This window comes from Staphylococcus devriesei (assembly GCF_002902625.1).
In the GTDB taxonomy this organism is placed as follows: Bacteria; Bacillota; Bacilli; order Staphylococcales; family Staphylococcaceae; genus Staphylococcus; species Staphylococcus devriesei.
This window is the reverse complement of sequence record NZ_PPRG01000034.1, coordinates 1-24,174: the sequence shown is the minus strand read 5'-3', so window position 1 is coordinate 24,174 and position 24,174 is coordinate 1. Positions and strand designations below refer to the sequence as shown.

Genomic DNA, 24,174 nt, shown 5'->3' with positions numbered 1-24,174 from the left:
ATGAAGTGGCTGAAACAGTTACAATCCCTTCACACTAAGCTTGTTATTGTCTATGTACTCTTAATTATTATTGGAATGCAGATTATTGGCCTGTATTTCACTAATAATTTGGAAAAAGAATTAACCAACAACTTCATGAAGAATATTAAACAATATGCAACACAACTTGAAGTCAATGTTGAGCGTATTTATAGAGACGATCCATCAAATGCGCAAAAAGAAGTTCAAAGCTTACTAAACGAGTATGCCAATCGTCAAGAAATCGAAGAAATTCGTTTTATCGATAAATACCAAATTATTATGGCGACGGCCAAATTATCATCACATAATCTAATTAACCAGAAAGTTAATGATAATTCCGTTCAAAAAGCCTTATCACTCGGTGAATCGAATAGTCACAACGTATTAAAAGACTATGGTAACGGTAAAGAACGTATTTGGATTTACAATTTACCCGTGAAAAGTGGTAACGAGACGATTGGTAACATTTACATAGAGTCCAATATTAATAATGTATATAATCAGCTCAGCAATATTAATCAAATCTTCATTATCGGTACTGCCATATCCCTGATTATTACGGTCATCCTTGGATTCTTTATCGCAAGGACCATTACACGACCGATTACGGATATGCGTAACCAAACTGTAGAGATGTCTAAAGGTAACTATACTCAACGTGTTAAGATCTACGGGAATGACGAAATTGGTGAACTTGCCCTTGCGTTTAATAACCTATCTAAACGTGTACAAGAAGCTCAAGCAAATACCGAGAGTGAGAAACGACGTCTAGATTCGGTTATCACACATATGAGTGACGGTATTATTGCGACAGATAGACGTGGTCGTGTACGTATCGTTAATGATATGGCGATTAAAATGCTTGGCATGGCGAAAGAAGACTTAGTCGGTTATTACATGTTAAGTGTCTTAAATTTAGAAGAGGAATTCTCTCTAGATGAGATACAAGAGAATAATGATAGTTTCTTATTAGATATCAATGAAGACGAAGGCATTATTGCGCGTGTGAACTTTAGCACGATTGTCCAAGAAACGGGCTTCGTCACAGGTTACATTGCCGTATTACACGATGTAACAGAACAACAACAAATCGAGCGTGAACGTCGTGAATTCGTAGCCAACGTATCCCACGAATTACGTACGCCATTAACATCAATGAACAGCTATATTGAAGCGCTTGAAGAAGGTGCGTGGAAAGACGAGAACCTAGCGCCATCCTTCCTATCAGTAACACGTGAAGAAACTGAACGTATGATTCGTCTTGTTAACGACTTACTTCAATTATCGAAAATGGATAACGAATCCGAACAGATTACGAAGGAAATTGTCGACTTCAACATGTTTATTAACAAAATCATTAATCGACATCAAATGGCAGCAAAAGATACCACATTTGTGCGTGAAATCCCTCAAGAAACTATCTTTGCGGAAATCGATCTAGATAAGATGACACAAGTATTTGATAACGTTATTACTAACGCTATGAAGTACTCTCGTGGCGAGAAACGTGTCGAGTTCCACGTGAAACAAAACACGTTATACAATCGTATGACGATTCGCATTAAAGATAATGGGATTGGTATTCCAATCAATAAAGTAGATAAAATCTTTGACCGTTTTTATCGTGTAGACAAAGCACGTACACGTAAAATGGGCGGGACTGGTTTAGGTCTAGCAATTTCCAAAGAGATTGTTGCTGCGCATAACGGTCGCATTTGGGCCAATAGTGTCGAAGGACAAGGTACATCGATATTTATTACACTTCCATGTGAAGTTATAGACGATGGTGATTGGGATGAAGAGTAAAGAGTATATTAAATCAATCATTCTTATACTATTGGTTATGATGAGTGGCGTACTTACGTATATGGTTTGGAACTTTTCCCCAGATTTAACAAATTTAGACAGCGCGGATAGTAAAAAGAGTAATACTAAAGCGATTGGGAAACCTATGGCTGCGCATATTGATAATGTAATTTCACCTTACCAAATTGTGAAAGTGGACGGTGATAAAGTTAAAGGTATAGCGCCTACACGAGATCAATTAGCTAAAGTTTCAAATACTTTAAAAAATCACGACGTCAGTAAAGTTGAACATATGCAACGAGATTATAACTTAACGATTCCAACACTAAATGATCATTTTACGGTGTTAGATTTCACCTATGATATGCCATTAAAAACATATCTAGGACAAGTGCTTAATTCTTCTGCCAAAATACCTAAGAATTTCAATTTTAACCGTCTTTTAGTGAATAAAGATACTAAAGGTAAGTTAGAGTTATATGCGATTAGTAAAGACCGTCACCAAGTGATGAAAGTGACAATGAACACTAAAGCTAAAAACTTCAATAATGTAATGAATCAGTTAGACAATGATATGCAAAAATATTCTGAGGTCATCACAAATAAAGATACAATCGATAAAGCAACCCATGTGTTTGCGCCAAGCCAACCTAAGAAAATTCGTTCTTATCGCATGGTGTACGATACGATTCCTGTAGAAACAATGAATGCCATTTTATTCGATGATTCAGTGATTATTCGAAGTAGTAAAAGTGGTTCAACGACCTATAACAATAATACGGGTGTTACGAACTATAATGATGAAAGTAAGAAGTATCATTATAAGAATCTATCAGAAGACGAATCAAGCTCAAGTGATATGGATACAACAATTCCAAGTACATTTGAGTATGTGAATGGTCATGGGGGTTTCTTCAATGACGATTATCGACTCTTTAGTACAGATAATTCGTCAGGTGAATTGACTTATCAATTGTTCCTTAACGGTCATCCAACATTTAATGATCAACAACTAAACGATATTGAAGTAACATGGGGTGAAAAGGGCGTATATGACTACAAACGTGCGTTATTACGTTCAAGTGTACCTTTAGAAGGTGAACAACGAGAACTTGATAGTGTTGAAAGCGTGCGTTCTGCACTTGCTAATAACCCGGATATTGATTTTCCAAAAGTGACGAACATGACGATTGGCTACAAAGAAGATGACCGACCTGATAAAGAAGATATCGAAGTACAACGTAACAGTGAGTTTATACCGACGTGGTATGTTGAATACAATGGCGATTGGTATGCTTACGAGGATGGGAGGCTTGAATAAATGAATTGGAAACAAACGAAGACCTTGTTTATTTTCGTGTTTATTCTTGTTAACATCCTACTTGTAATTATTTATGTGAATAAGGTAACGAAATCTCAGATAAATGAGTCTGAAAGCGACAATGAAGTTAATTTTCAACAAGAAGAGATTCAAGTTGCGAAGGATATATTGAATAAAGACGTGAGCGGTACGGAGATGCAAATGATCACGGCGAAGTCGAAGAATTTCGATAGTGAGGCTGAAAATGAATCATCGCTAGAAGCGGATGATTCAGGTTATAAGTTAAACGGCGAAATTGATAAAACAGTTAACGTGAGCGACAGTAATCTAAGTGATTTGAAAGATTATATTATGGAGAATATATATCGAGGCAAATCGTATCAATTAGGTAATGTGACATCGAATACAGTCACATATGAACAAACTTACGAAGGTTACCCGCTAATGAATAATAATAAGGCACGCTTACGTTTCTATGTGGATAACGGTAAGGCGACAAGTTATAAACAGACGGTGATGAATAAAATTGAACCGGCTACAAGCGATAGTAATCCTAAGAAACAAGTAATCACACCGCGTAAAGCTATCGAAACATTGTATTTTAACCGTTATTTAAAATCTGGTGACCAAGTGCTAGATGCTCGATTAGGTTATTATTCAGTCGTAAGAGAAACGAATGTACAATTATTACAGGCGAACTGGGAAATTAAAGTAAAACATAAAGGTAAAAACGAGACAAAAACCTATTATGTAGAAGCAACATCATCTAATCCTAAAGTAATTGATAACTAAAGGGAAGATGCAATGTAAAATTTTGACGAGTGTATGGAGGTAGCTTCATGCACTCGCTTTTTTATTATTTATGATAGGCTTGGAAGATAAACATGGAATTGGAACTTTAATTTCTGTATTGATATAGTATAATATAAAGGTATTTTAGAGGACTGGAATGTTTCGAATGATATGAAGTGTTCGGAACTACATTTTTAAATAAAAGAGTGCAAAATAGACGGATTAGACTGAAGGCACTCTAAAATATAGTGTAAGTTGTCGGAAATAGAAAGGATGAGCCACTTGATACGTATGAGTGTTCTGGCGAGTGGTAGTACAGGAAATGCCACGTATGTTGAAAGTGACAAAGGCAGTCTATTAGTAGATGTTGGACTCACTGGCAAAAAGATGGAAGAACTATTTAGCCAAATTGATAGAAATATAGAAGATTTGAACGGGATATTAGTCACTCATGAACATATAGATCACATTAAAGGATTAGGCGTTCTCGCACGTAAGTATAAACTACCTGTTTATGCGAATGAGAATACGTGGAAAGCCATCGATAAAAAAGATGGTAAAATTCCTATGGACCAAAAATTTATATTTAATCCGTACGATACGCATTCTATTGCAGGATTTGATATAGAGTCATTTAATGTGTCACATGACGCAATTGACCCTCAGTTTTATATCTTCCATAATAACTATAAGAAATTTACGATGATTACGGATACAGGTTATGTGTCAGATCGTATGAAAGGCATGATTCAAGGTAGTGATGCCTTTGTATTTGAGAGTAATCATGATGTGGATATGTTACGCATGTGCCGTTATCCTTGGAAGACAAAACAACGTATTTTAAGCGATATGGGCCACGTATCAAACGAAGACGCTGGGCTTGCGATGACAGATGTGATTACAGGCAATACTAAACGTATTTATTTATCACACTTATCTCAAGATAACAATATGAAAGAATTAGCCCGCATGAGCGTGGGACAAGTGCTAAATGAACACGATATTGATACGGAAAAAGAAGTATTATTATGTGATACAGACAAAGCACAAGCCACGCCAATTTATACATTATAATCATAATTAGACGTTCGACCTACTTATAATTTCGAAAATTAGAGTAGGTCGTTTTTTATGTGTTAATTTAATTATCTAATAATTTGAACTATACATGAATATTCAAAGTGGAACGTCTTAAACATAGTTTTGAGTAAAAAAGATGAATAAATATTTAAGACGGTACCGAAGTTATCCCCAAAATTAGCTAAAGTTATCCACGGTTGTGTATAATACACACAGAAATACTCACATTATTCACAGACTTATCCACATATTTACAGGTGGACAACTTATTTTTAGTATTATTTCTTAATTTTTAGCCAGAATTTATATACACTCCTATTATAATTAGAGGGAATTCTGTTAACAAGTTGATAGCTTGTGGATAAGTAGGATAACTATTAACAACTTGGAGGGCCATATGAAGATAACAATCTTAGCAGTAGGTAAATTAAAAGAAAAATATTGGAAACAGGCAATGTCAGAATATGAAAAAAGACTAGGACCTTACTCTAAAATTGAAATTATAGAAGTACCTGATGAAAAAGCACCAGAAAATATGAGTGACAAAGAAATAGAACAAGTGAAAGAAAAAGAAGGTCAACGCTTACTTGCGAAAATCAAACCACAGGCAACAGTTATTACTTTAGAAATACAAGGCAAAATGTTGTCATCAGAAGGCTTAGCCAAAGAACTACAACAACGCATGACACAAGGTCAAAGCGACTTCGTATTTATTATAGGAGGATCCAACGGCCTACACCACGACGTCTTAAAACGCAGCAACTACGCACTCTCATTTAGCAAAATGACCTTCCCACACCAAATGATGCGCGTCGTCTTAATAGAACAAGTCTATCGCGCTTTTAAAATCATGAGAGGCGAAGCTTATCATAAATGATGCGGTTTTTTAGCGCCTTTCTAGAGGTAATTTGAACGTATCAAAACGTATGAGGTTTGTGAGAATTGCTGTTATGTTTTTGTGAAGCCTATCATAAGTGATACGGTTTTTTAGTATTAAGCTTATGATTTTTTACTTTCTAAATTGATAACTGCTATTTCTAATAGTATTAACAATTCATTTAATGTGTGATACAAGTAATCATTATTTCTTAGGTTTTCATATTTTTTCATATCTTTAATGAATTTTTTTACTTTATATACAGTCATTTTATAAGTTAATAGTTCAGTTTGATTCATGACGAATACCTCCTAAAAAAAGCAGACCTTAAGGTCTGCTTATATTATTTCATTAGAAATTGTCTTTATTTATTTATCCTAAACTTTATGTCCCGGACTCTTTTATATATTAAAATTAATTATTTTCATCACATATTTTTAAATATAAATCATTTAAAACAGGTAATGCTTCTTCGATTTTGACTTCAGATGAGTATATTTTTTTAACATTTTTACTATTGCAGAATGATTTGGATTGGTCGAATCATAAAGCGGTAACTTTATATTTAAGTTTATAGAGAAACTTCTTTTACTATAAGTGTTTATCATATATTCCTCTATTACAGGAGTATTTAATATACCACAGATGTAGAAACTTTCATCTTCAGTAATATCTCTTCCATTTTTATCTTGAGAGATATACGGTGCGTGTTTTGCAGGAATACTCATCTTAGTTTCTCCCCATAATGTAGTTACAGGATTAGCCAAAGCTGCGCGCCACTTACTATTATCACGAAATACAACTTTAAAAGGAGCATAAGTATATTGGCCTATTTTAGATAATGAATAAAAATTTTCTCCTTTTGCAATAAATTTACTTCTTTCAGATTGTTTTTCAATAACAGATTTCTGATTTAGCAAATATTTAGCAAGCTTAGGAGATAAATTTAATAGTTCGTTAATTGATACACTCTGCTTTTCATTCATGTTGTAAGGATAAATGCAGTATTGATTTCTATTTTCTAAAGAAAATCGTTCGATTGTTGGACCTGTAATTAGTGGCATAATATATTTAGTCTCTACATTCAAGTCACCAACATGATTAACTTTATGTGTCGTTTTGTCAGAGGTAATATTAGTGAAAATAGCTTGATCATCGTTTTTTGAATTTTTGAGAAAGTCTAGTATATATACTTCTTTTGGAGTGAATTCTACCCCGCTTCTAGCTTTATAGTTATTATCACCAATAACTTTAGATAAATTTTGAATTTGTGTTGAGTTGTTAACAAATGTGAATCCACTTCTGTTATCATCTAATTTAACTAGATATCCATTTTTTAACGTAAAATACTCTTTTACATCTGAAAAAGAAGATTTTGAGTTTATCTTTTCAATTTTTATTCCTCTTTTTTAATTACATTAGTAAGGGGAACCCCTTTAGTATAATCAATGTAATCTTTTTTGAAATAATAAGAAAGAAATGCGTCTTTCATAGTTATAAAAGGATGACCAGATTTTTCCCAATCTTCTGCATATTGTAGATAAAATCTTTTATTTGTTTCTATATCTAAAATAAAGTTTCTAAAACCTTCATACGAATCTTGAGTCATCATCGTTTTTGGCATTAGAAAGGCTAAAATTCCATCTTCATTGGGTCTATAGCTTGCATTTACATGAGCAATTAAAGCACAAATATTTAAACTAATTGCTCCCATATAGGTTTGACCACTAAATAGATGTCTCTCCAGGGAAACAGATTTAATTTTTTCTGCATAATTTTGGGGAAGGTATTCCCATTTTACCCATGGTGGATTACCTACAACAATGTTTAAATCTTTAAGAGAACCTGCTTTTAAAAAGTTTGAAATAATTCTTAGCCAAATTCCATCCCATTGTTTACTCGATAATTCAGCGATTTTATTACATAAGTCTTGTATTTTATTCTCTAAAGTAACATTAATAGCTGTATATTTAGATATTTTTTCAAGTAAATAACTTATTACTTCGTCCAATATTCCTATATTTAAAAGTTTTTGTGCAGTAATTAATGTTGGAGTAAATTCAGAGGACTCAACAAAATCTACTGGAAATATAGCATTTAAGTTACCTTCTATTGTTTCAATAGTGTTAACGTAGCATTCAGTATTTTCAATTTTTTCGGTAGTAGGAATTATGGCTGAATCGCCTAAGTAAACTGGAATTTCAAAAGTAGTTTCCTCATCTATAAGTGGTGAAATTGCTAGCATATAACTCACACGAGAAGTAAGCACATTTAGAGGATTTATATCAATTCCTTTAACTCTATTATATATTTCTTTTAATAAATTTTCTTTCTCTTTAGAGTTCATTTCACTAAGATCATATTGATCAAAGACTTTATTTATTAGTGTAGTTATAAAGATTCCACTACCACATGTTGGATCAATAGCTTTCCAATTTTTTGAGTCGATTCTATTAATCGATTCTTGAACCACATTATCAGCTAACCAAGCTGGAGTAAAATATTCACCTAAAGAATGTCTGATAGATTTAGGCATTATTTCAATATACAATTCTTTAAAAACATCTATTGAAGTATGTTCATGTAAAAACGTAAAAGTAGTATATTCTTCAATTTTTGATATTAAATTATTAAATAAAGTGTATAATTCATAATCCCAATGTGAATCTAAATGATACCAGCTAAAAAAATCGCCTTCTAACAGATTGTAAATTCCATTATCAGAAAAACTGTACCCATCTTCAATTTTTTCAAGAAATTCTTTTAATTCATCACTTGTTACAACTGTCAAATCATTAAAATACTTGATATTTTCAGAATTGGTTAATCTTTTATTAAGCAATTTACAAGCAATAAGTTTTATTATTATTGCATAAGTTGTTTGAAGGGAAAAGAGAGCTAAATATTCACTTCGAGCATCGTTGATATTTACTTCGAATAAATTAGATAACTCGCTTCTTCTTTTTATGATATCTTGATTCTTCCCCATATCTGTTTCAGAAAGATGAAATAATACTTGCCATTCTTTAAATAACATTAAAGTTTTTGTATCTAATTCTTGATTATAAAGGGAGTGAAATAATTTATTAGTTAATTTCATAGTAATACTATGAGGTCGTAAACCAAAGTCAGTAGTAATATTTTGAGAGTTTAATTTTTTAGATTTTGAGAATATTAATGCTTTAACTATTTCATCTATATCATTAGTAGTTATATTTTTAAAAGGTAATGTATTGTATTTTTCGTTTACATAACCAATTTTACCTATTTTTTTACCATCAGTAATAATCATAGTAGTTATATCATGAGTATCTTTTAGCTGATTAATTGTTGTTGAGCACTTACTTGTTGATTAGAAGTTTTTAATGCACTAGGTTTTTTGTATTCTACTAATAGTCCATTATGTTTCATATCAATTCTTCCTGAAAATTCTTGGTTGAAATCTTTACTAGTAAATTCTTTATCAAAATGAAAATCATCTATATGAAAATTATTTTCAATTAAAGTATATATTTCAGATTCAAAAATGGATGAAATAGTTGATTCATTCATGTTATTTTGAATTTTTTTAAATAAGTTGTTTTTTGTTTTTTCTAATTCTAAAGAGTAGTCTTCAGTTTTAGTAATGGTATGATAAATACTTTCGATAGACATATCAATTCCTCCTAATACTAATATTTTATCATGAATTTAGGATTTTAAGTGTTATGATTAAGGGAATAGATTGTCTTTTTGATACATCAATTCATTCTATTTAAGTATCTATTAATAATTGTTTGAAAATCATCATTAAATATTGTTGTAATAGAGTCATCATTCATAAAATCTTCGTAGATTTTATCAAGTATTTCTTCATCTTCGATTGCTGTGAAATGGTGTACTAACCCTTTTACAATCGATATATAATTTTGTGAAGCTAAACAGTTAGCAACTGTTTGCCAGTCTGACTGTGTAGTGTCATGGTTCATAGATAATCCTCCTTTTATTTCAACGTCCATTTTTGACGTGCTTTCGGATTAAGGGGGTGCATGATTTCATTGGTTGCTGGGTTCATGAGTTGTTTCACTTTCTTCTTATGTGGTTTCAACATTTCTAATACTTCATTAACACGTGCTTCAACAACGGGCTTTTTAGCGTAAGCACCCCATGCTAATATCACTTCATCTGATTCTTTCACTGCTTTCATAATTTGAATATTTGTATGATTATCATAAGCATTTTCTTCTAAATGTTTGAGATTGATAGGTGTTGTAATATTAGAGTATAGATTCACAAAATAGATGGACCCAAATGCATCCATTTCTGAAACTTTGTTCATAATGAGTTGGGTTGTTAGGTCAATATTGATAATGCCATCATAGTGCGGATACATCGTGATGATTGTAAGTGTTTGTTTTTCACTGTCCCATGTCTTTGTTAGTAAGTAGCGGTGAGTTCTCTTTTCGTCAAATATTGCAGTAGTGACAAGTGTATTTGTGATATTTTCCATTGATTTTATCTCCTTAATATTCATTTGGTAATAACATAATGTAATAAGAAAGGTCTACATCATCTTCACGGATAATGTAGACCTTATTGATATTGATAGGTTGATTGATAATTGCCTTTTGAGTTTTCACATACGCTGGTCGTTCTTGTTTGTGTTTGATATATAATTGATTGCGATGTGTATTGAACTGGAATATATGAAAATAATCTACTAAGGTATTATCTTTGGTTTGTTCTTGTTCTCGCTCAGATACGAGTTGCCATAATTGGTGTTGTAAGATATTAGGTAAGTTGTTGGCGATATCCCGGGTGATATATCTATTCATAAGAGACTTCCTTTCGTTCTGACTCTTTTTATATAAATCTGTGGCAATAGCTCTTGATAAGACGATACCAGCTCCACCAGCAAATCCTTGTATGAAACGAAATATAAGAACGATTGTAATATTCGGTGCAATTGCAATAACGATTGAAGATAAAATATAAACAATTAAACTAAATATTAAAGGATTTTTTCGACCAAACGTATCAGATAGTGTTCCAATAGTAATATTACCAAAAGCCAGGCCAATCATAAAAAATGTAAGTGTCATTTGAACTTGAGCAGTACTTGTATTTAGCATAGATTTAACTTCAGGCAATGCTGGTAGATACATATCAATTGATAGTGGACCAAACGCAGCCAGACCAGCCATAATTAGAATAAATAAAGGGGATATATTTTTTTCTTCATTATAAATTTCCTTTCTGGTTCTATTTTAAGAATTTGTCAATAAAAGAACACGAAAGTCAAAATAAAGACTTTCGTGTTCTTTTAAAGATTACTACTTTTTAGAGTCTAAAATTTTAATCATATCTTCTGTTGTAACAACTTGTCCCATAAATGGAAATGTTTGTTCAATTGAAAATTGATGTAATGATGCTTCAGGTGCAGACATCATGTCAGAAACAAAATATTGATTATATGCATTTTGATAAGCATCACGCGCAGTAGTATCAACACCCATATGTGTAGAAATGCCACCAATGACGATATTTTGAATACCTCGACGTCGTAGTTGTAAATCTAAGTCTGTGCCAAAAAAGCCACTAAATCCTCGTTTACTTACAACATAATCCGTTGATTTTACCCCAAGTTCATCAACTATTTCAGCAAGATCAGGATTCGGACTACCTCCTGGCAAGGATTTCATCGCATTAGGCTTTAGAGCATCTTTACCGTCAATAAAATCAACCCTAATAAATGCTATAAAACCTTCATTCTTTCTAAATAATTCCACCATTTTTGCAGCATTATTTAATACTGTTGAGACACTATGCGGAGCTGTTTCAACAGTATTCGCAATACCTTTTTGTAAGTCAACTAAAACTAAAGCTGTATTCTTGAAATCCATTTTTATTTTCCTTTCGTTATCAAAGTTTTGAGGACTGAATACCTCGAACAAAAATTTTCAAAATACGATCTACAAATTGTTTGGAGGGAATCTTTTTAACATAATGTTGATACTCAAATACATCTGCTGAAAAAGAATTCAGTAAAATATCAGCATGAAAATCAGGATCATTGACAATATCCATTTTTGTTATACATGACATAACTTCTGATTTAAGTTTTACATAGAAGGGTGTCTGCATAAGTACACGATTTTTTTTGTCTGAACGTTCAATTTCTTTAATTAAACTTACATTTTTCTCCATAATTTCAATAAGAGATAAAAATATAAAACGAAGTAATTCTTGCTGATCAGTTTGAATTTTCTTTTTATAATCAATCTGATTAAACATGTGTTCAATTTCTTGACTCAACAGTGCAGAACAAATATCGGACTTATTGGAAAAGTGACGATATAATGTTCCTTTACCAATTTGAGCGGCTTCCGCTATTTTTTTCATACTTATCGAATCTACACCATACATATTGAAAAGTTCATTAGCTGTTTTTATAATAAGCTTTTCATTTTTAATAGCATCACTTCGCTTTGACATATAAACCTCACCTTCAAATTATTTGTTTCATACATATTTAATAAATCATTATAAGTGAGACGAGTCTCCGTTTCAAGCGTTTAATCTAAAAAATATTTATTCTAATATACTTTTAAAAAAGTGGGTTTTAAAGATAGTGGGTGAATCAATTACTATTCTTTAATTTACTTTGATATTAGTATCATCTATTAAAACAAATCAATTTTTGCTAAGTTATAATTACTAGCTTTATTCATTTCTTCTAATACAATACTTTTAGTAAGAAGTAAAATTACGAAAACGATTACAAAAGCGATAAAATATGGCTCTCTGTCAAATTGGACTGATGGCCTCAATTATAGAGATTAAGCAACGAAACATTGCTTAATCTCTTTTTTGGTCTATATGCGTAAAGTTTAGAACACAAAATTATGCGATTGCGCAGGTGATTGTAATTTCTATAACCATAAGATACCCGTTTAATTAATTTAATTTTATTGTTAATGCCTTCAATTGGACCGTTGGTCAGATTAGTATAAGTGAGGGTGTTTTTGATGAAATCAGTGTACTTGCGTAAAGTCCCTACAACTGGCTTAAATTTTTTATGAGTCAGTGATAAGTCAATCATAGATAAAGTTGTCACTAATGCCGAGAAGTCATTCGTTTTAATACAGGTGCGTAGTTGATTTACATAGTGGTAAGTACGTTCTAATGTTGAGTTTAAAGCTAAAATATGCTTGACGACACCTTTTTCGGTCTTCCATTCTTTAAACAATCTCATTTTTTTATATTCAAAGGATTCTAAGTTTTCCGTAGGTTTTAAGACCAGTTTCCAATAACGTTTACACTTATTGTAATCTGGGCGATGTGCGTTTTTTAGGTCATTCATGGCACTGACACGTGCCATATTAAGCGCACGATGAATAGATTGTACAATATGGAAGCGATCAATAATAATATGTGCATTAGGAAACATATTACGAATCAAATTTATATAAGGTGGATATATATCAATCGTAATGTTTTTTACTTTTTGACGTTCTTTTAAAGGAAACCGATTAAAATATCGTTTTAACGAAAATAAACGGTGATCTTCTACGATATCTACAATAGGATGCGTCAACGCATCGGCGTAAATAAAATTCATACTCCCTGATACATTTTTAACTCTTTTAAATTCATCCATCATAAGGTGTTCGGGCGAGGATTGATTAAGGCGTTTGATGTATTTGATTCGCAATCATATCAATGTATCTAGAGACCGTGGTAGGTGATACAAATGTATCACGGGCGATAGCTTTCTCTGAACGGACTTCTGTGGCTTTATCGACAATCGCTAGCTTGGTCGAGTTAGCAATATAGCAGTACATATCAACAACATTTGTTTTAGCAGTAAAGTGAGACTCACAACATTTACAATAAAAGCGTTGCTTCGCTAATACTAAATAAGCTGGTCTTTCATTCATTTTATTAAGCGTAATGCATGATTGTTTCTTGCCATTTTTAACGATTGAATAATCCTTATTTTTATACCCACATAATGCCCACCTTGGAGGTGTATAGGATAGTTCACCGTAAAAGAATAAACAGGTCATTCCTTTATAGACTTTTTCATCTAATGTGTCTTCAAATTTAATATTTTTATCTTTAATTCCAATTATTTTTGATATACAATCAGTCATAGGCGCAATATCTCTCCTCATTGTTGGTTTAAGGCACTTACAATTATAGAGATATTTGCGCCATTTTTATATTCTTAAAGACATAAAAAAATTGAACTGATTTTCATCAGTCCAATTAAGTATAGAACCTAAAAATATGTATATTAATTGATAAAGCGATGATATTATGTTAATACAATCAGCAGTTATTAACAAAGTTAAAGGGGATTATGAATTCGGAGATTTAGAACTTCAAGATATACAAAGTGAGTAAGTTATTGTTAAAGTGGTAGTTTCATATATTTGTCACTCTGACGAAGCAATGAGAATTGGTGATGCAGAATTTTCTTTTCCAGCACTATTAGGACATGAAGGAGCAGGAATTATCGAAAAGGTAGGTGAGCAAGCTACAAATTTTAAAGTTGGAGATCAAGTTTTAATGGCTTACAATACTTGGGGAGAATGTGAAAACTGCAATTCAGAGAATCCTTCTTCTTGTATAAATTGGACTACATTAAATATGAGTGGGGCTAGAATAGACGGATCATACACATTCAAAAAGCAAGATGGAACAGCAGTATCTAATTTCTTTACGTAAAGCTCTTTTTCTACACATACAATTACAAATTATAGAAACTTAGTTAAAATAGATAATGATATTGATTTAAGATTAGTTGCCCCTTTAGGATGTGGATTCTTAACTGGAGCTTGAACAATTGTAAATGGCTTAAAACCTAAAGTTGGAGATAGTATAGTTGTATTTGGTACTGGTGCGGTAAGTTCAGCAGCATTAATGTTAGCAAAAGCACAAGGCTGTACAAAAGTTATTGCTGTAGAGATTCATGGTCGCAGATTAAGTACTGCAAAGGAATTAGGTGCCACGCATGTGATTAATATTTCTAATGAAGATTTAATTGAAGAAGTAAATAAAATAACTAATGGCAAAGGGGTGAGTTTTTCTGTTGACAAAATAGGAGTTTCAACTGTTATGTAGTCTGCTATAGATGTTCTTGGTACGCAAGGAGTAATGGCCTCTATAGCTGTAACATAAAATAAATTAGAAATGAATAGCTTTACAGATTTAGTACTCCAAAATAAGTCCATTAAGGTGTATTGATGAGTGATGCGATTGCTCAATTTGAAATATCTCAATTAATTGAATTATATAAGCAAGGACAATTTGATTTTAATAAATTAGTTAAATTTTATGACTTCGAATATATTAACCAAGCAATTTTAGATTCAAATTCTGGAAAACTTATTAAACCGGTATTATTAATATCTATATCCAAAGTAATTCCAACTTTTTAAATTCAATACTTAGATTCTCAATTTTATATGTGATTTCTAAATAAAAAGCGTTTAAAGATTACAAAAAAGAGCAGAACAGATAGCTAATTACTAGTTATCCGTTCTGCTCTTATATATATCTTTACCTCTTATGAGCCCAACTTTATATGAACTTACTTTCGTATATTTTCGTAGTTAATTTACATGGAATTTAAAGATTGTTTATGTTCTATATGTCTTTTCAACAGCCTTTATTGTTAATCAAGTATATAAGATTAAAACAAGCATTTTTAATCTCATAACTACAATTAACACAGCTCAAATAATAATTTCATTTCTTATAAATTGCTAACATGAATAAGTAGTAGTAGAAATATAATATTAAATATTAAAGAGCTGAATTGCATTACCTCTTAAAATACCGTCAATTGTGTCTGGATCAATATCACTGTTTTTAATATAGTCTACACCACGTGTATATTTCTCATCTTGGAAGTAAGGGAAGTCTGACCCCATCATGAGCTTATCCTTACCGAATGTATCAATGGTATTGATTAAAGAAGGTTCATGGAAATTAGCAGTATCATACCAAAATTGACGATTTAATACTTCATATGGATCAATGTTAAAGGCGTTCCAGTCTTCGTAATTGTCTTTAATACGAGTCATGAAGAATGGTAAAGCACCACCTAAATGTGAAATATGGAATTTGATATTTGGATATTTTTGTGGAATCTCGTTTTTAATTAATTGTAACGTAATGAATGTAGATTCTAATGGTGCGCCAATCACCCATTCTAATTGATAGTCGTTCACGAGTGGACTTTGGGCACCACAACCAGTTGGATGAATATAAAGTGTTGCATTTAATTCGTTCATAGCTTCGAAGAAAGGTTCGAATTGTTTGTCGGCAACTGACACTTTATCTTTCACAATAGTTGGAATCGCAATACCTACAAAGGCATCTTTTTTAAGTAGTTCTTGCGCTTCTTTAATAGCTTGATCGACATATGGAAGAGATACTGCACCATATGCTAAGAAACGGTCTGGATATTGTTGAATCAATGATTCATATAAATAGTTAATCTCTTGTGCACTTTGATGTGCTTCTTCTTTTGTACCCCATTGTGGTGATTGTGGTGTGGCAGAGATGATTTGCATATCAACGCCAGCATCGTCCATCATTTTAAAGCGCTTGTCTAGATCTTCTTTAGAGGCAGATTGATTAATTCCTTTAGCAACCTCTGTACCTTGACTACCTAATTTGCCTAATTTCTCTAAATAGTCTTCGCTCCATAAATGTGCATGTGTATCAATCGCTTTTGCATTTGACATATGATTGTCCTCCTTTAATTAAATGACTATATTAAATATTTATCCAGTTTAAAAAAATATAATCTTTTATTGACGACGATTTAAACTTAAAACTTCGATTAAGCTAAGAACATTTAACATAAAGAATTTAGAAGCGGCTTTGGCACCTTGGTGACCATGTCCTGCTTTATAGTGATTGTAGATTGCTGTACCCATCACTATGTTAATCATTAGAGTGCCCACAACGACTAATTTTTGGCCAAGTTTGCCTAAAATTGAACTAAATAAAAAGATAGAACCTACAAATTCGAATAATCCTGCTAATCGCATTGAACGACGTGATAATCCGAATCCTTCTTTAAATTGTTGTGCCATAGCATCGTCATTTTTTACTTTTGGTAAACTACTTTTAAAAATTTCTTTTCCTACATATGCGTTAATAACATGTCTTAGTAACATGCTTAACACCTCCTATTAAATAATATTAAAGATTAGTGAGTTGTATTTGATTGTCTTTTTTCTGAGAAGAGTGCAATGAATGCACCTATCAGTGCTACAAAGGCAACGATATAAAATGTCATATCTAGACCATGGATAAGGCCGGCTGCACCGTGTAATGGTGAAAGGTGACCGAAACCAGTCATCAGTGTTACAAGTATACCCGTACCAATAGCTGCTGAAATTTGGCGAATTGTATTATTCATTGCCGTTCCATGTGCAATCAATGATACAGGTAAAGCGTTTAATGCTTGTGTAGTCATTGGTGTCATAATCATGGAATTACCTAACATCAAGATGGAGAATGTCACAATGACATACCATGCGGATGTCTGTGGATTGAACTGTGCCATGAATAAGGCACCTATCATAATTAATAACATGCCAGTGATACTTAAACTTCGGCCGCCAACACGGTCATATAATCTACCAGTAACAGGCGACAACAAGCCCATGACGAGTCCACCGGGTAATAAGATGAGACCAGATTCTAAAGGTGACCAATGCATCATGGTTTGCATGTAAATAGGTAAAATAGTCAAATTACCGATAAAGAGTACAAACATTAATACAATTAAAGTCATCGAAATGGTGAAACTACGGTATTTAAATACTCTAAATTCGAGTAACGGTGAAGATAGTTTCAACTGACGACATATAAATAACGCAAGTATAATGATGGAAATGATAATCGTCATGTAAACGGATGGATGCGACCAACCAAGATTACCGGCTGAACTAAAGCCATAAAGTAAACCACCAAATCCTAACGTAGACATGATGACTGACAAGATATCTAACGAAGGTTGTTGTGTCTCGGTAATATTTTTCAAATATAAGAAACCGAAAATAGCGTCAACCACACTAATTAAGAGCACGACTAAAAATAGATAGCGCCAATCGAATAGATGGATGAACCAACCTGCTGCTGTAGGACCAATCGCAGGTGCAAAGCCGATGACAAGTCCAAAGATTCCCATTGCCATACCACGCTTTTCAACAGGAAAAATAATGAATAATAGTGTTTGAGACAGTGGCATTAAAATACCTGCACCTAACGCTTGAATACTACGCCCAACTAATAATAATGGGAATGTAACCCCTAACATACACATTAAAGAACCAAGTATTAAACAGGTCGCAGCCGTAAAGAATAATGTACGTAATGAAAACTTCTCTATTAAGTAGGCTGTGACAGGAATCATAATACCGTTCACTAACATAAAGATGGTCGTTAACCACTGTGCTGTACTACTAGATATCGCAAAGTCCTTCATAATCTCTGGCAATATCGTCGTAAGTAACGTTTGGTTTAAGACGCCGATAAAAGCACCAATCATCATGCCCGCTATCATTAAATTACGTTGTTTTATATTTAAATGTGTTGGTTGTGTCTGAGTCATAAGTTCACCTCTTTTCTCAAATGGAATCAACTATCACTTATTTTATTCGGAATGTGTTCCGTTTGTCAAATTTATGAATTCAATATAATATAGATAGTGTTAAAAAACGAAAAAAGGAAAAAGGAGATACTTAGTAATGAATATTGAAGATCTTGAAAATTATTTAAATATAGATTCAAATAAATATAATGAACCAAGCTTAGAAGCATTAAATTATTATTTAAAACGATATATGTTAACAGTACCTTTTGAAAATATCGATGTTCAAAATGGTGTAAGAATATCAGTAGAAGTAGACGATATTTATGAAAAAATCGTTAATCATCAACGAGGTGGTTTCTGTTATGAAATGAATCACTTCTTCAAAGCGTACTTAGAAGCAAAAGGCTTTACAGCGAATATGGTATCTGCAACTATTCATACACCGGGTGGTGGACGTAGTCTTAAAGGATCTCATATGTCATTAATCGTGCCGATTGATGGTGTCAATTATGTCGCAGATGTAGGTTATGGTGACTTGCCAATCAGTGCTATGCCAATTATTGATCAAGATAGTGATGCTATCATTGAAGATATTAACGGCGAATATCGTGCGATTTATGTAGACGATCACTTATTCTACATTCAAAAATGGAAAGATAATGAGTGGGATACAGAATACGAAGCGGAATTAGAACCTAGAGACATTCATGATTTTGATTACAATATTGAATACAATCAAATTAATCCTAACTCTACATTCGTTAAACGTCTTCTAGTTACAATGCCTAAATCATATGGTCGTGCGACAATGTCTCAAAATAATTTAACGTTAACGAAACAACGAGATAAAGAAAAATATGATATGACAAGTGAAAATTATCGTCAATTTTTAAAAGAAGAATTCAATTTAGATGTTAAAATTAATAGACTAGAACCATAAAAGAGAGCACATCATTTGGAAGGGGATAAGATGATCAATCAACGGAAAAAACGTAGTGATGCAACGCATAATAAAGCAATCATCTTACAGACAACGACTCAACTATTAGCACAGGGTGAAGATATTAGTGAGATGAATATGGCGGAAATCGCGAAGAAAGCGGGTGTGGGTGTAGGCACTTTATATCGTCACTTTGAAAGTAAATCGTTACTATGCCAAGCGATGATGGATGAAAAGGTTCATGATATGTTTGATGAAATGGATACGTTCCTACATCAGCATCAAGATGCGACTGTGAGAGATAAAATATATGGTATTTTATCTATTTATTTAGATTTAAAAGAGGCAAATTTTAATGTCCTAAACTTTATTGAGAAATCAAATTCTCAACATCAGTCAATGATTAATATTCCATTTTATGAACAACTGAAAGATTTGATTAAAGACCAGTTCACTAGTCAACAACAGACCCAAGATTTAGAGTTTAAGATTAATTTGATGCTAAACTCATTTTCATCAGATTTCTATTACTTTGCCAAACACGATCAACAACTGACAAAAGACCAATTTTTAAGTAGACTATTAGATATATTTATAGGATAGATAATAGCTTGAAAGTTGGACAGAATTAAGAAAGGAGCAAATGTAAATAAACACTAGTTCATTAAATAGCCCCTTAAAATTTATTGTAGCCTGAGATATTAATTTATGTCCCAGGCTACAATTTTTATAAGTCATATGATAGATTGTTAAACTTTGCGATAACGCTTAAGTCCGATGATATTTAAAATGATAAATAAAATAATAAAGATAAGAAGAATAAGAACATCTTACCTGAACCACTAGGTCCTATTAGTCCCAAAAGTTCGCCTTCGTTAATGTCTAGACTGATTTGGTCTAAAACTTTATGTTTATCATAGGATTTTACTGCGTCTTTAAGTGAAGCAATCGTCTGCATCATGCTGTGTACCTCCTTATTTGACACTCTGTTTAATTACTGTATATTCAATATAAATCAATTTTCGACAATTGCATGCATCAATTGAAATAATCAGACACATGAGATATAAATGTTCAATAATGTTATGGGGGCGACACAAATGAACGAAGAAACCATGGATAAACGTGTGTATAAAATATTAACCAAAATTGAAAAAAAGTATGATTACACTACTAAATGTTAAATCTTATGATGACATTAGTATTAAAGATATTTGTGATGAAAGTGGCATTAGTAGGGGAACATTTTATCAACACTATAGAGATAAAGATGACTTTTTATTTCAATATCAAAAAGTCATGATGAAAAAAGGGAAGCGTCAATTGACACAAATTCAATTTGAGGAACGACGTCAATTCTTTGAACACGCGTTAAACTCTTGGATTAATGAAGGAGAATTACTACTTTTATTGTTAAGAGATAATGGCGTTTATATTGTCCACCAAGCCATGAAAAAGAATTTACAACAAAACATTGAAGTTCGTTTAGTGCCTATTATGAATACTTAGGCACTTACAAATAAGGAAAAATAATTTTTAATTATATGACACTGACCCCCAAATAATGGGAATAATATAAAAACACTTTCGTTGAATTCATTAAAGAGGGCAGTTTTTGTGTTGTTAAAATATCACTAGATTCAACAATTACTTTTTGATCCTCGTCTGTAATAATTACTTTTTCAGTGTTAGTTTTAGGGTCAATAAACTTATTTTTGATAACGATAGGACCTGCGATTTCAACTTCAGTAGGCATTCCTCCTTTTTCTTTGGGAGGCTTGTCTTCATACCAACCTTTTTTTGATTTGTATCGTGGTAAAGGATTAAATGAAGGGTTAGTTTGAGTCATTAGCGAACGCCTCTTTTCGAAGGGTTGCTATGATTACGTGGATGTGGACCTATTTTTTGATATAACAAACTGCCGTTTTTCGTACCTACAGTATCAAATGGTAATCCTGGTGTGCACTTAATCCAGTAAGCAAAACGACGTCCTACTTCACATTGATCATTCGTGCTACAAACCATACTATATTTTTTTCTTAATTCACTATAAGTGAACATGCTTCCAACTGATTGTTGAAAAGCTTTGGCAATTACAAAATTATAAAGCTTCTCCTGTGATTTACTTTTATTTCTTTTCATAACTATTATCTACCTCCTAAAATTATCACTTACGTGATATGGACTTTATTTTACTCTCAAAGAAAAATAGAGGTTTGAGATTTCGAAAGAGAATTTTAGGACATTGATTCTATAACGTTTAATAAATAAAAAGCCCAACGATTTAAGAATCGTTGGGTATATTTATTGAATTAATAATATAAATTTGGTCCTTCTTTAATACTGTCTAAACGTGTCTTGTAAAACTTACTAATTATTTGAATCATTAGTTTATCGAGAAAGTCATTAGGATTATTATTAAAATTTTCTCTTTTATAAAAGTTGCTAATGTTATATTTTTTAAGCTCAGTGAGTAAAGAGTCTTCTACTTTTTCTGTCATTTTTACATCATTTTTAATTTTGTCATGAATCAAAGCTTTCAAATTAGTATTTCTTGCATAGCCATTAATAAGACTCTCAAACTGAGTTAATTTTTGTTCATGTTTGTAGTTTAATACAATTAGATCATTCTTTAAATTAGTAATACTATGCAGAGCAACTAATATATCATATTGAGTTGATTTTTGAATGATATTAATTACTAGTGTAACTAATTCATCGATTAAATCGGAAATAGCAATAAATAATGCAAAGTGGAATGTATCTTCAATGGTCGTTAAATAATATAATTCGTTATTATTAATTAAGTTTTGTTTTTTCATAAATTCATTTATATTATTTTGAGACTCAATCAGGCTATCTATTGTTAAATTAACTTTACGTGACTTATTTGTCAGAATACTACGGATAAATTTAAAATACGTATCATTTTGATCATATAAGTTGAGAGAAATACCGATAATAGCTTGTCTGAATTGATCTAGCTCGTCAGATTGATTTAAACTATCTTTTTTATGAGTTGAAGGTTTAATACTATTAGTAATTTCAAAGTATTGAGAATTACTTGTTCGTTCTTTAATTAAACCATCTGTTACTAGTTGTTTAAAGTATTTAGATTTATTTATGTTTGAGATGTTTTTCTTAACATAGGAGTCTTGTTTCTCTTTGTAAATGAGATATTTTGTTAAAAAATTACTTGTAACTACATCGTCAAAATTTTCTCTAGATAAATCTTGATGGATTTCTATTATTATATCTTTCAAATTTTTAAATGTATTCCAAGAAGATACGTTGTCTACAGTTTTTTCGTAATCTATTTTATGTTTAGCTTTTTTTAAATTAATATTTTCTTGAATCTGTTTTATAGTATTGTTAGCTATCTTTTTAGCAAAATATGTTGTTTTATTGATTGTGGCTAAGAACTCGATGAAATATGTATCTAGAATTGTTGATTCTAACACTTCTAAAGCATCTACACCTTGGTCAATGATTTCATTTGAAGTTCATTTATGTCCACCATACTTTGACTATCAATAGAATACGTCAAAGTATCTTTAGTAAAGCCACTAGGAATTTTATCGATAAATATACCCTCTTCACTACATTTCACAGTGTGTTGCTCCACAGTTTGTTCATCCTGATTTATAAAATAGCTTACATATATAGTTTCGCTAGGTTGGGCTTTTCCACATATAAAATTTGGTCGGTATTCTTTAGGAAAATAATCCTCTAAGTATTCTTCTAATATAAAGTCTGAATCAATTTTATGTATAAAATAACTGAAATTCCGAAACCACATTTCTATTTTCCATTTATTTTTAAACATAGTACTACTCACTTTCAATAATTAAATGTATAAACATAATGCTAGTTTTATTTTTAAGATATTTCAATAATATTTACTAATTTTTCTCTATAAGATATACAATATAAATAGAAAACAAACGTTCCCATTGGAGAGGTCCTATGAAAAGGTCATTAGAGTCTTTCGGTGAGTTACATCAAGTTTTAAAGAATTATAGAGATACTAGCTTATGGATATTCTACAATTGATTCTTTATTCAAACTTGGAAGGTAGAGTTTGTTTAATATATCAATAATGAAAAAATCTAATAATTTGTTATCAGTATATTCACTATACTAATTTATACTTGGTTCATTTGATATATATAGTTACTTTATGCTTTACATTCAAATATTTGAAATCAACAGGTTCTACTTGCTTATATGTAATAAAATTTTCGGAATTGTTTTCTTCAATATATTGATGAACTTTATATAGTTGCTTGAAGTTTAAGTCGTTTTTTATTTTTGTAAATTATAAGTAAACATTAATTCTGTTGGGCAAAATTGTATTGACTCATCTTACTAATATTATATACTTACATTAAATAATTTTAAATTCCAATTATTAGGAGGAATGTAAATGAAAGGAAAAAAGTATGATTTTTTGCCAAATAGGTTAAATAAATATTCAATTCGTAAATTCACAGTTGGAACAGCTTCACTATTAATTGGTGCTACATTAGTATTTGGTATTGGAAATGAAGCAAAAGCAGATGAAATATCGAATACTATAGGTCAAGAAAGTTTTGATAATGAAAGTTCTGTTAAAGAAAATTCTTCACAGTCGTTTGAATTAGAAAAAACACCAAGTACTGAAGAGACAACAAAAGAAGAGCAACCAAGTACTGAAGAGACAACAAAAGAAGAGCAACCAAGTACTGAAGAGACAA

The 24,174-nt window shown here is 31.7% G+C and carries 29 protein-coding genes and 4 pseudogenes; 12 read left to right on the top strand and 21 right to left on the bottom strand.

The annotated features are described in order from the left end of the window. The 5 genes from walK (at position 1) to rlmH (ending at position 5,897) form a co-directional block, all read left to right on the top strand. Entirely contained in the window at positions 1-1,827 is a 1,827-nt protein-coding gene (gene walK, locus CD147_RS05745; RefSeq protein WP_103166467.1) for a cell wall metabolism sensor histidine kinase WalK, read from the top strand. After that, complete coding sequence (locus CD147_RS05740; protein ID WP_103166466.1) at positions 1,817-3,148, top strand: YycH family regulatory protein; 1,332 nt, start codon at positions 1,817-1,819, stop codon at positions 3,146-3,148. Before walK ends, CD147_RS05740 begins: the two co-directional genes overlap by 11 nt. Continuing rightward, a complete protein-coding gene (locus CD147_RS05735; RefSeq protein WP_103166465.1) occupies positions 3,149-3,940 on the top strand; it encodes a two-component system regulatory protein YycI in 792 nt (263 codons plus the stop codon). Positions 3,941-4,213: 273 nt separating this feature from the next. Next, positions 4,214-5,014, top strand: a complete 801-nt coding sequence (locus CD147_RS05730; protein WP_103166464.1) for an MBL fold metallo-hydrolase — start codon at positions 4,214-4,216, stop codon at positions 5,012-5,014. A 403-nt stretch (positions 5,015-5,417) separates the two neighbouring features. Next, the gene (gene rlmH / locus CD147_RS05725; RefSeq protein ID WP_103166463.1) at positions 5,418-5,897 is read left to right on the top strand and encodes a 23S rRNA (pseudouridine(1915)-N(3))-methyltransferase RlmH; all 480 of its coding nucleotides are present in this window, start codon (positions 5,418-5,420) and stop codon (positions 5,895-5,897) included. Between the two features lie 122 nt (positions 5,898-6,019). Here the strand turns inward: rlmH and CD147_RS12080 are convergent, their stop codons facing one another. The 11 genes and pseudogenes from CD147_RS12080 to CD147_RS05675 form a co-directional block, all read right to left on the bottom strand. Beyond that, a complete protein-coding gene (locus CD147_RS12080; protein ID WP_157946216.1) occupies positions 6,020-6,196 on the bottom strand; it encodes a hypothetical protein in 177 nt (58 codons plus the stop codon). 153 nt (positions 6,197-6,349) lie between these two features. Continuing rightward, on the bottom strand, positions 6,350-6,961 hold the full coding sequence (locus tag CD147_RS05720) for a hypothetical protein (RefSeq protein ID WP_103166462.1): 612 nt from the start codon (positions 6,959-6,961) through the stop codon (positions 6,350-6,352). Positions 6,962-7,293: 332 nt separating this feature from the next. Further along, positions 7,294-9,189 carry an Eco57I restriction-modification methylase domain-containing protein gene (locus CD147_RS05715; protein ID WP_103166461.1) on the bottom strand — a complete coding sequence of 632 codons (1,896 nt, stop codon included), beginning with the start codon at positions 9,187-9,189 and terminating at the stop codon, positions 7,294-7,296. 23 nt (positions 9,190-9,212) lie between these two features. Continuing rightward, positions 9,213-9,551 (bottom strand): hypothetical protein, encoded by a 339-nt coding sequence (locus CD147_RS05710; protein WP_103166460.1) that lies wholly within the window; start codon positions 9,549-9,551, stop codon positions 9,213-9,215. 86 nt (positions 9,552-9,637) lie between these two features. Then, positions 9,638-9,865, bottom strand: coding sequence for a hypothetical protein (locus CD147_RS05705; protein ID WP_103166459.1), 228 nt, complete (start codon positions 9,863-9,865; stop codon positions 9,638-9,640). 14 nt (positions 9,866-9,879) lie between these two features. Continuing rightward, on the bottom strand, positions 9,880-10,386 hold the full coding sequence (locus tag CD147_RS05700; protein WP_031797623.1) for a DUF1643 domain-containing protein: 507 nt from the start codon (positions 10,384-10,386) through the stop codon (positions 9,880-9,882). Positions 10,387-10,399: 13 nt separating this feature from the next. Further along, a complete protein-coding gene (locus CD147_RS05695) occupies positions 10,400-10,711 on the bottom strand; it encodes a DUF960 family protein (protein ID WP_103166512.1) in 312 nt (103 codons plus the stop codon). Between the two features lie 30 nt (positions 10,712-10,741). Further along, positions 10,742-11,080, bottom strand: a pseudogene (locus tag CD147_RS12445) (MFS transporter); the annotation flags it as partial. Positions 11,081-11,209: 129 nt separating this feature from the next. Continuing rightward, positions 11,210-11,779 carry an isochorismatase family protein gene (locus tag CD147_RS05685; protein ID WP_053041769.1) on the bottom strand — a complete coding sequence of 190 codons (570 nt, stop codon included), beginning with the start codon at positions 11,777-11,779 and terminating at the stop codon, positions 11,210-11,212. 19 nt (positions 11,780-11,798) lie between these two features. Continuing rightward, positions 11,799-12,371, bottom strand: a complete 573-nt coding sequence (locus CD147_RS05680; protein WP_076690068.1) for a TetR/AcrR family transcriptional regulator — start codon at positions 12,369-12,371, stop codon at positions 11,799-11,801. A 344-nt stretch (positions 12,372-12,715) separates the two neighbouring features. Then, positions 12,716-14,032, bottom strand: a pseudogene (locus CD147_RS05675) (ISL3 family transposase). Between the two features lie 301 nt (positions 14,033-14,333). Here CD147_RS05675 and CD147_RS12335 point away from each other — a divergent pair. The 3 genes from CD147_RS12335 to CD147_RS12325 all read left to right on the top strand — a co-directional run bounded on the left by CD147_RS12335 (position 14,334) and on the right by CD147_RS12325 (position 15,322). Further along, positions 14,334-14,609: an alcohol dehydrogenase catalytic domain-containing protein gene (locus CD147_RS12335; protein ID WP_107366724.1), complete on the top strand. Its 276-nt coding sequence runs from the start codon at positions 14,334-14,336 to the stop codon at positions 14,607-14,609. 195 nt (positions 14,610-14,804) lie between these two features. Continuing rightward, positions 14,805-15,005 carry a zinc-binding dehydrogenase gene (locus tag CD147_RS12330; RefSeq protein ID WP_107366725.1) on the top strand — a complete coding sequence of 67 codons (201 nt, stop codon included), beginning with the start codon at positions 14,805-14,807 and terminating at the stop codon, positions 15,003-15,005. Positions 15,006-15,127: 122 nt separating this feature from the next. Further along, positions 15,128-15,322 carry a hypothetical protein gene (locus CD147_RS12325; protein ID WP_240621108.1) on the top strand — a complete coding sequence of 65 codons (195 nt, stop codon included), beginning with the start codon at positions 15,128-15,130 and terminating at the stop codon, positions 15,320-15,322. A gap of 360 nt (positions 15,323-15,682) precedes the next feature. Here CD147_RS12325 and CD147_RS05665 read toward each other — a convergent pair whose 3' ends face one another. The 3 genes from CD147_RS05665 to CD147_RS05655 form a co-directional block, all read right to left on the bottom strand. Beyond that, the gene (locus tag CD147_RS05665) at positions 15,683-16,636 is read right to left on the bottom strand and encodes an amidohydrolase family protein (RefSeq protein ID WP_103166458.1); all 954 of its coding nucleotides are present in this window, start codon (positions 16,634-16,636) and stop codon (positions 15,683-15,685) included. 66 nt (positions 16,637-16,702) lie between these two features. Beyond that, a complete protein-coding gene (locus CD147_RS05660; protein ID WP_023374382.1) occupies positions 16,703-17,074 on the bottom strand; it encodes a DoxX family protein in 372 nt (123 codons plus the stop codon). A gap of 32 nt (positions 17,075-17,106) precedes the next feature. Then, complete coding sequence (locus tag CD147_RS05655; protein ID WP_053041768.1) at positions 17,107-18,516, bottom strand: DHA2 family efflux MFS transporter permease subunit; 1,410 nt, start codon at positions 18,514-18,516, stop codon at positions 17,107-17,109. A gap of 136 nt (positions 18,517-18,652) precedes the next feature. Here CD147_RS05655 and CD147_RS05650 point away from each other — a divergent pair, with 136 nt between their 5' ends. Both CD147_RS05650 and CD147_RS05645 read left to right on the top strand, forming a co-directional pair. Further along, positions 18,653-19,438: an arylamine N-acetyltransferase gene (locus CD147_RS05650; protein WP_053016936.1), complete on the top strand. Its 786-nt coding sequence runs from the start codon at positions 18,653-18,655 to the stop codon at positions 19,436-19,438. A gap of 30 nt (positions 19,439-19,468) precedes the next feature. Further along, entirely contained in the window at positions 19,469-20,041 is a 573-nt protein-coding gene (locus CD147_RS05645; protein ID WP_174694335.1) for a TetR/AcrR family transcriptional regulator, read from the top strand. Between the two features lie 226 nt (positions 20,042-20,267). Here CD147_RS05645 and CD147_RS11980 read toward each other — a convergent pair. Further along, positions 20,268-20,399, bottom strand: a pseudogene (locus CD147_RS11980) (ATP-binding cassette domain-containing protein); the annotation flags it as partial. 200 nt (positions 20,400-20,599) lie between these two features. Between CD147_RS11980 and CD147_RS05640 the strand changes: the two are divergent. Then, positions 20,600-20,947, top strand: coding sequence for a TetR/AcrR family transcriptional regulator (locus CD147_RS05640; RefSeq protein ID WP_226861110.1), 348 nt, complete (start codon positions 20,600-20,602; stop codon positions 20,945-20,947). Positions 20,948-21,035: 88 nt separating this feature from the next. On the opposite strand, the pseudogene CD147_RS05635 reads toward CD147_RS05640, so the two are convergent. The 6 genes and pseudogenes from CD147_RS05635 to CD147_RS12315 all read right to left on the bottom strand — a co-directional run. Beyond that, a pseudogene (locus CD147_RS05635) lies at positions 21,036-21,287 on the bottom strand (DUF927 domain-containing protein); the annotation flags it as partial. After that, positions 21,287-21,580 (bottom strand): cassette chromosome ssDNA-binding protein, encoded by a 294-nt coding sequence (gene ssb, locus CD147_RS05630; protein ID WP_103166457.1) that lies wholly within the window; start codon positions 21,578-21,580, stop codon positions 21,287-21,289. The gene ssb and the pseudogene CD147_RS05635, both read right to left, overlap by 1 nt. A 170-nt stretch (positions 21,581-21,750) precedes the next feature. Further along, positions 21,751-22,899, bottom strand: a complete 1,149-nt coding sequence (locus CD147_RS05625; protein WP_233649272.1) for a hypothetical protein — start codon at positions 22,897-22,899, stop codon at positions 21,751-21,753. An 11-nt stretch (positions 22,900-22,910) separates the two neighbouring features. Beyond that, positions 22,911-23,264 (bottom strand): hypothetical protein, encoded by a 354-nt coding sequence (locus tag CD147_RS12320; protein ID WP_233643179.1) that lies wholly within the window; start codon positions 23,262-23,264, stop codon positions 22,911-22,913. Between the two features lie 206 nt (positions 23,265-23,470). Continuing rightward, positions 23,471-23,539: a hypothetical protein gene (locus CD147_RS12490; protein WP_325167662.1), complete on the bottom strand. Its 69-nt coding sequence runs from the start codon at positions 23,537-23,539 to the stop codon at positions 23,471-23,473. Positions 23,540-23,594: 55 nt separating this feature from the next. Further along, on the bottom strand, positions 23,595-23,699 hold the full coding sequence (locus tag CD147_RS12315; RefSeq protein ID WP_233643203.1) for a hypothetical protein: 105 nt from the start codon (positions 23,697-23,699) through the stop codon (positions 23,595-23,597). Positions 23,700-23,864: 165 nt separating this feature from the next. Here CD147_RS12315 and CD147_RS05610 point away from each other — a divergent pair. Further along, positions 23,865-24,174, top strand: a 310-nt coding sequence (locus CD147_RS05610) for a YSIRK-type signal peptide-containing protein (RefSeq protein WP_142382043.1), incomplete at its 3' end; no start/stop codon positions are given.

What these genes read in the sequence shown, in the direction of transcription:
- walK (WP_103166467.1), top strand. Translation starts at nt 1, where the DNA reads ATGAAGTGGCTGAAACAGTTACAATCCCTTCACACTAAGCTTGTTATT.
- CD147_RS05715 (WP_103166461.1), bottom strand. Translation starts at nt 9,189, where the DNA reads ATGATTATTACTGATGGTAAAAAAATAGGTAAAATTGGTTATGTAAAC.
- CD147_RS05730 (WP_103166464.1), top strand. Translation starts at nt 4,214, where the DNA reads ATGAGCCACTTGATACGTATGAGTGTTCTGGCGAGTGGTAGTACAGGA.
- CD147_RS12330 (WP_107366725.1), top strand. Translation starts at nt 14,805, where the DNA reads ATGTTAGCAAAAGCACAAGGCTGTACAAAAGTTATTGCTGTAGAGATT.
- CD147_RS05705 (WP_103166459.1), bottom strand. Translation starts at nt 9,865, where the DNA reads ATGAACCATGACACTACACAGTCAGACTGGCAAACAGTTGCTAACTGT.
- CD147_RS05680 (WP_076690068.1), bottom strand. Translation starts at nt 12,371, where the DNA reads ATGTCAAAGCGAAGTGATGCTATTAAAAATGAAAAGCTTATTATAAAA.
- CD147_RS05685 (WP_053041769.1), bottom strand. Translation starts at nt 11,779, where the DNA reads ATGGATTTCAAGAATACAGCTTTAGTTTTAGTTGACTTACAAAAAGGT.
- CD147_RS05740 (WP_103166466.1), top strand. Translation starts at nt 1,817, where the DNA reads ATGAAGAGTAAAGAGTATATTAAATCAATCATTCTTATACTATTGGTT.
- CD147_RS05645 (WP_174694335.1), top strand. Translation starts at nt 19,469, where the DNA reads ATGATCAATCAACGGAAAAAACGTAGTGATGCAACGCATAATAAAGCA.
- CD147_RS05700 (WP_031797623.1), bottom strand. Translation starts at nt 10,386, where the DNA reads ATGGAAAATATCACAAATACACTTGTCACTACTGCAATATTTGACGAA.
- CD147_RS05660 (WP_023374382.1), bottom strand. Translation starts at nt 17,074, where the DNA reads ATGTTACTAAGACATGTTATTAACGCATATGTAGGAAAAGAAATTTTT.
- ssb (WP_103166457.1), bottom strand. Translation starts at nt 21,580, where the DNA reads ATGAAAAGAAATAAAAGTAAATCACAGGAGAAGCTTTATAATTTTGTA.
- CD147_RS05695 (WP_103166512.1), bottom strand. Translation starts at nt 10,711, where the DNA reads ATGAATAGATATATCACCCGGGATATCGCCAACAACTTACCTAATATC.
- CD147_RS05655 (WP_053041768.1), bottom strand. Translation starts at nt 18,516, where the DNA reads ATGACTCAGACACAACCAACACATTTAAATATAAAACAACGTAATTTA.
- CD147_RS12080 (WP_157946216.1), bottom strand. Translation starts at nt 6,196, where the DNA reads ATGAATCAAACTGAACTATTAACTTATAAAATGACTGTATATAAAGTA.
- CD147_RS12335 (WP_107366724.1), top strand. Translation starts at nt 14,334, where the DNA reads ATGAGAATTGGTGATGCAGAATTTTCTTTTCCAGCACTATTAGGACAT.
- rlmH (WP_103166463.1), top strand. Translation starts at nt 5,418, where the DNA reads ATGAAGATAACAATCTTAGCAGTAGGTAAATTAAAAGAAAAATATTGG.
- CD147_RS12320 (WP_233643179.1), bottom strand. Translation starts at nt 23,264, where the DNA reads ATGTTTAAAAATAAATGGAAAATAGAAATGTGGTTTCGGAATTTCAGT.
- CD147_RS05720 (WP_103166462.1), bottom strand. Translation starts at nt 6,961, where the DNA reads ATGCCACTAATTACAGGTCCAACAATCGAACGATTTTCTTTAGAAAAT.
- CD147_RS05735 (WP_103166465.1), top strand. Translation starts at nt 3,149, where the DNA reads ATGAATTGGAAACAAACGAAGACCTTGTTTATTTTCGTGTTTATTCTT.
- CD147_RS05665 (WP_103166458.1), bottom strand. Translation starts at nt 16,636, where the DNA reads ATGTCAAATGCAAAAGCGATTGATACACATGCACATTTATGGAGCGAA.
- CD147_RS05640 (WP_226861110.1), top strand. Translation starts at nt 20,600, where the DNA reads ATGATTACACTACTAAATGTTAAATCTTATGATGACATTAGTATTAAA.
- CD147_RS05650 (WP_053016936.1), top strand. Translation starts at nt 18,653, where the DNA reads ATGAATATTGAAGATCTTGAAAATTATTTAAATATAGATTCAAATAAA.
- CD147_RS05710 (WP_103166460.1), bottom strand. Translation starts at nt 9,551, where the DNA reads ATGTCTATCGAAAGTATTTATCATACCATTACTAAAACTGAAGACTAC.
- CD147_RS12325 (WP_240621108.1), top strand. Translation starts at nt 15,128, where the DNA reads ATGAGTGATGCGATTGCTCAATTTGAAATATCTCAATTAATTGAATTA.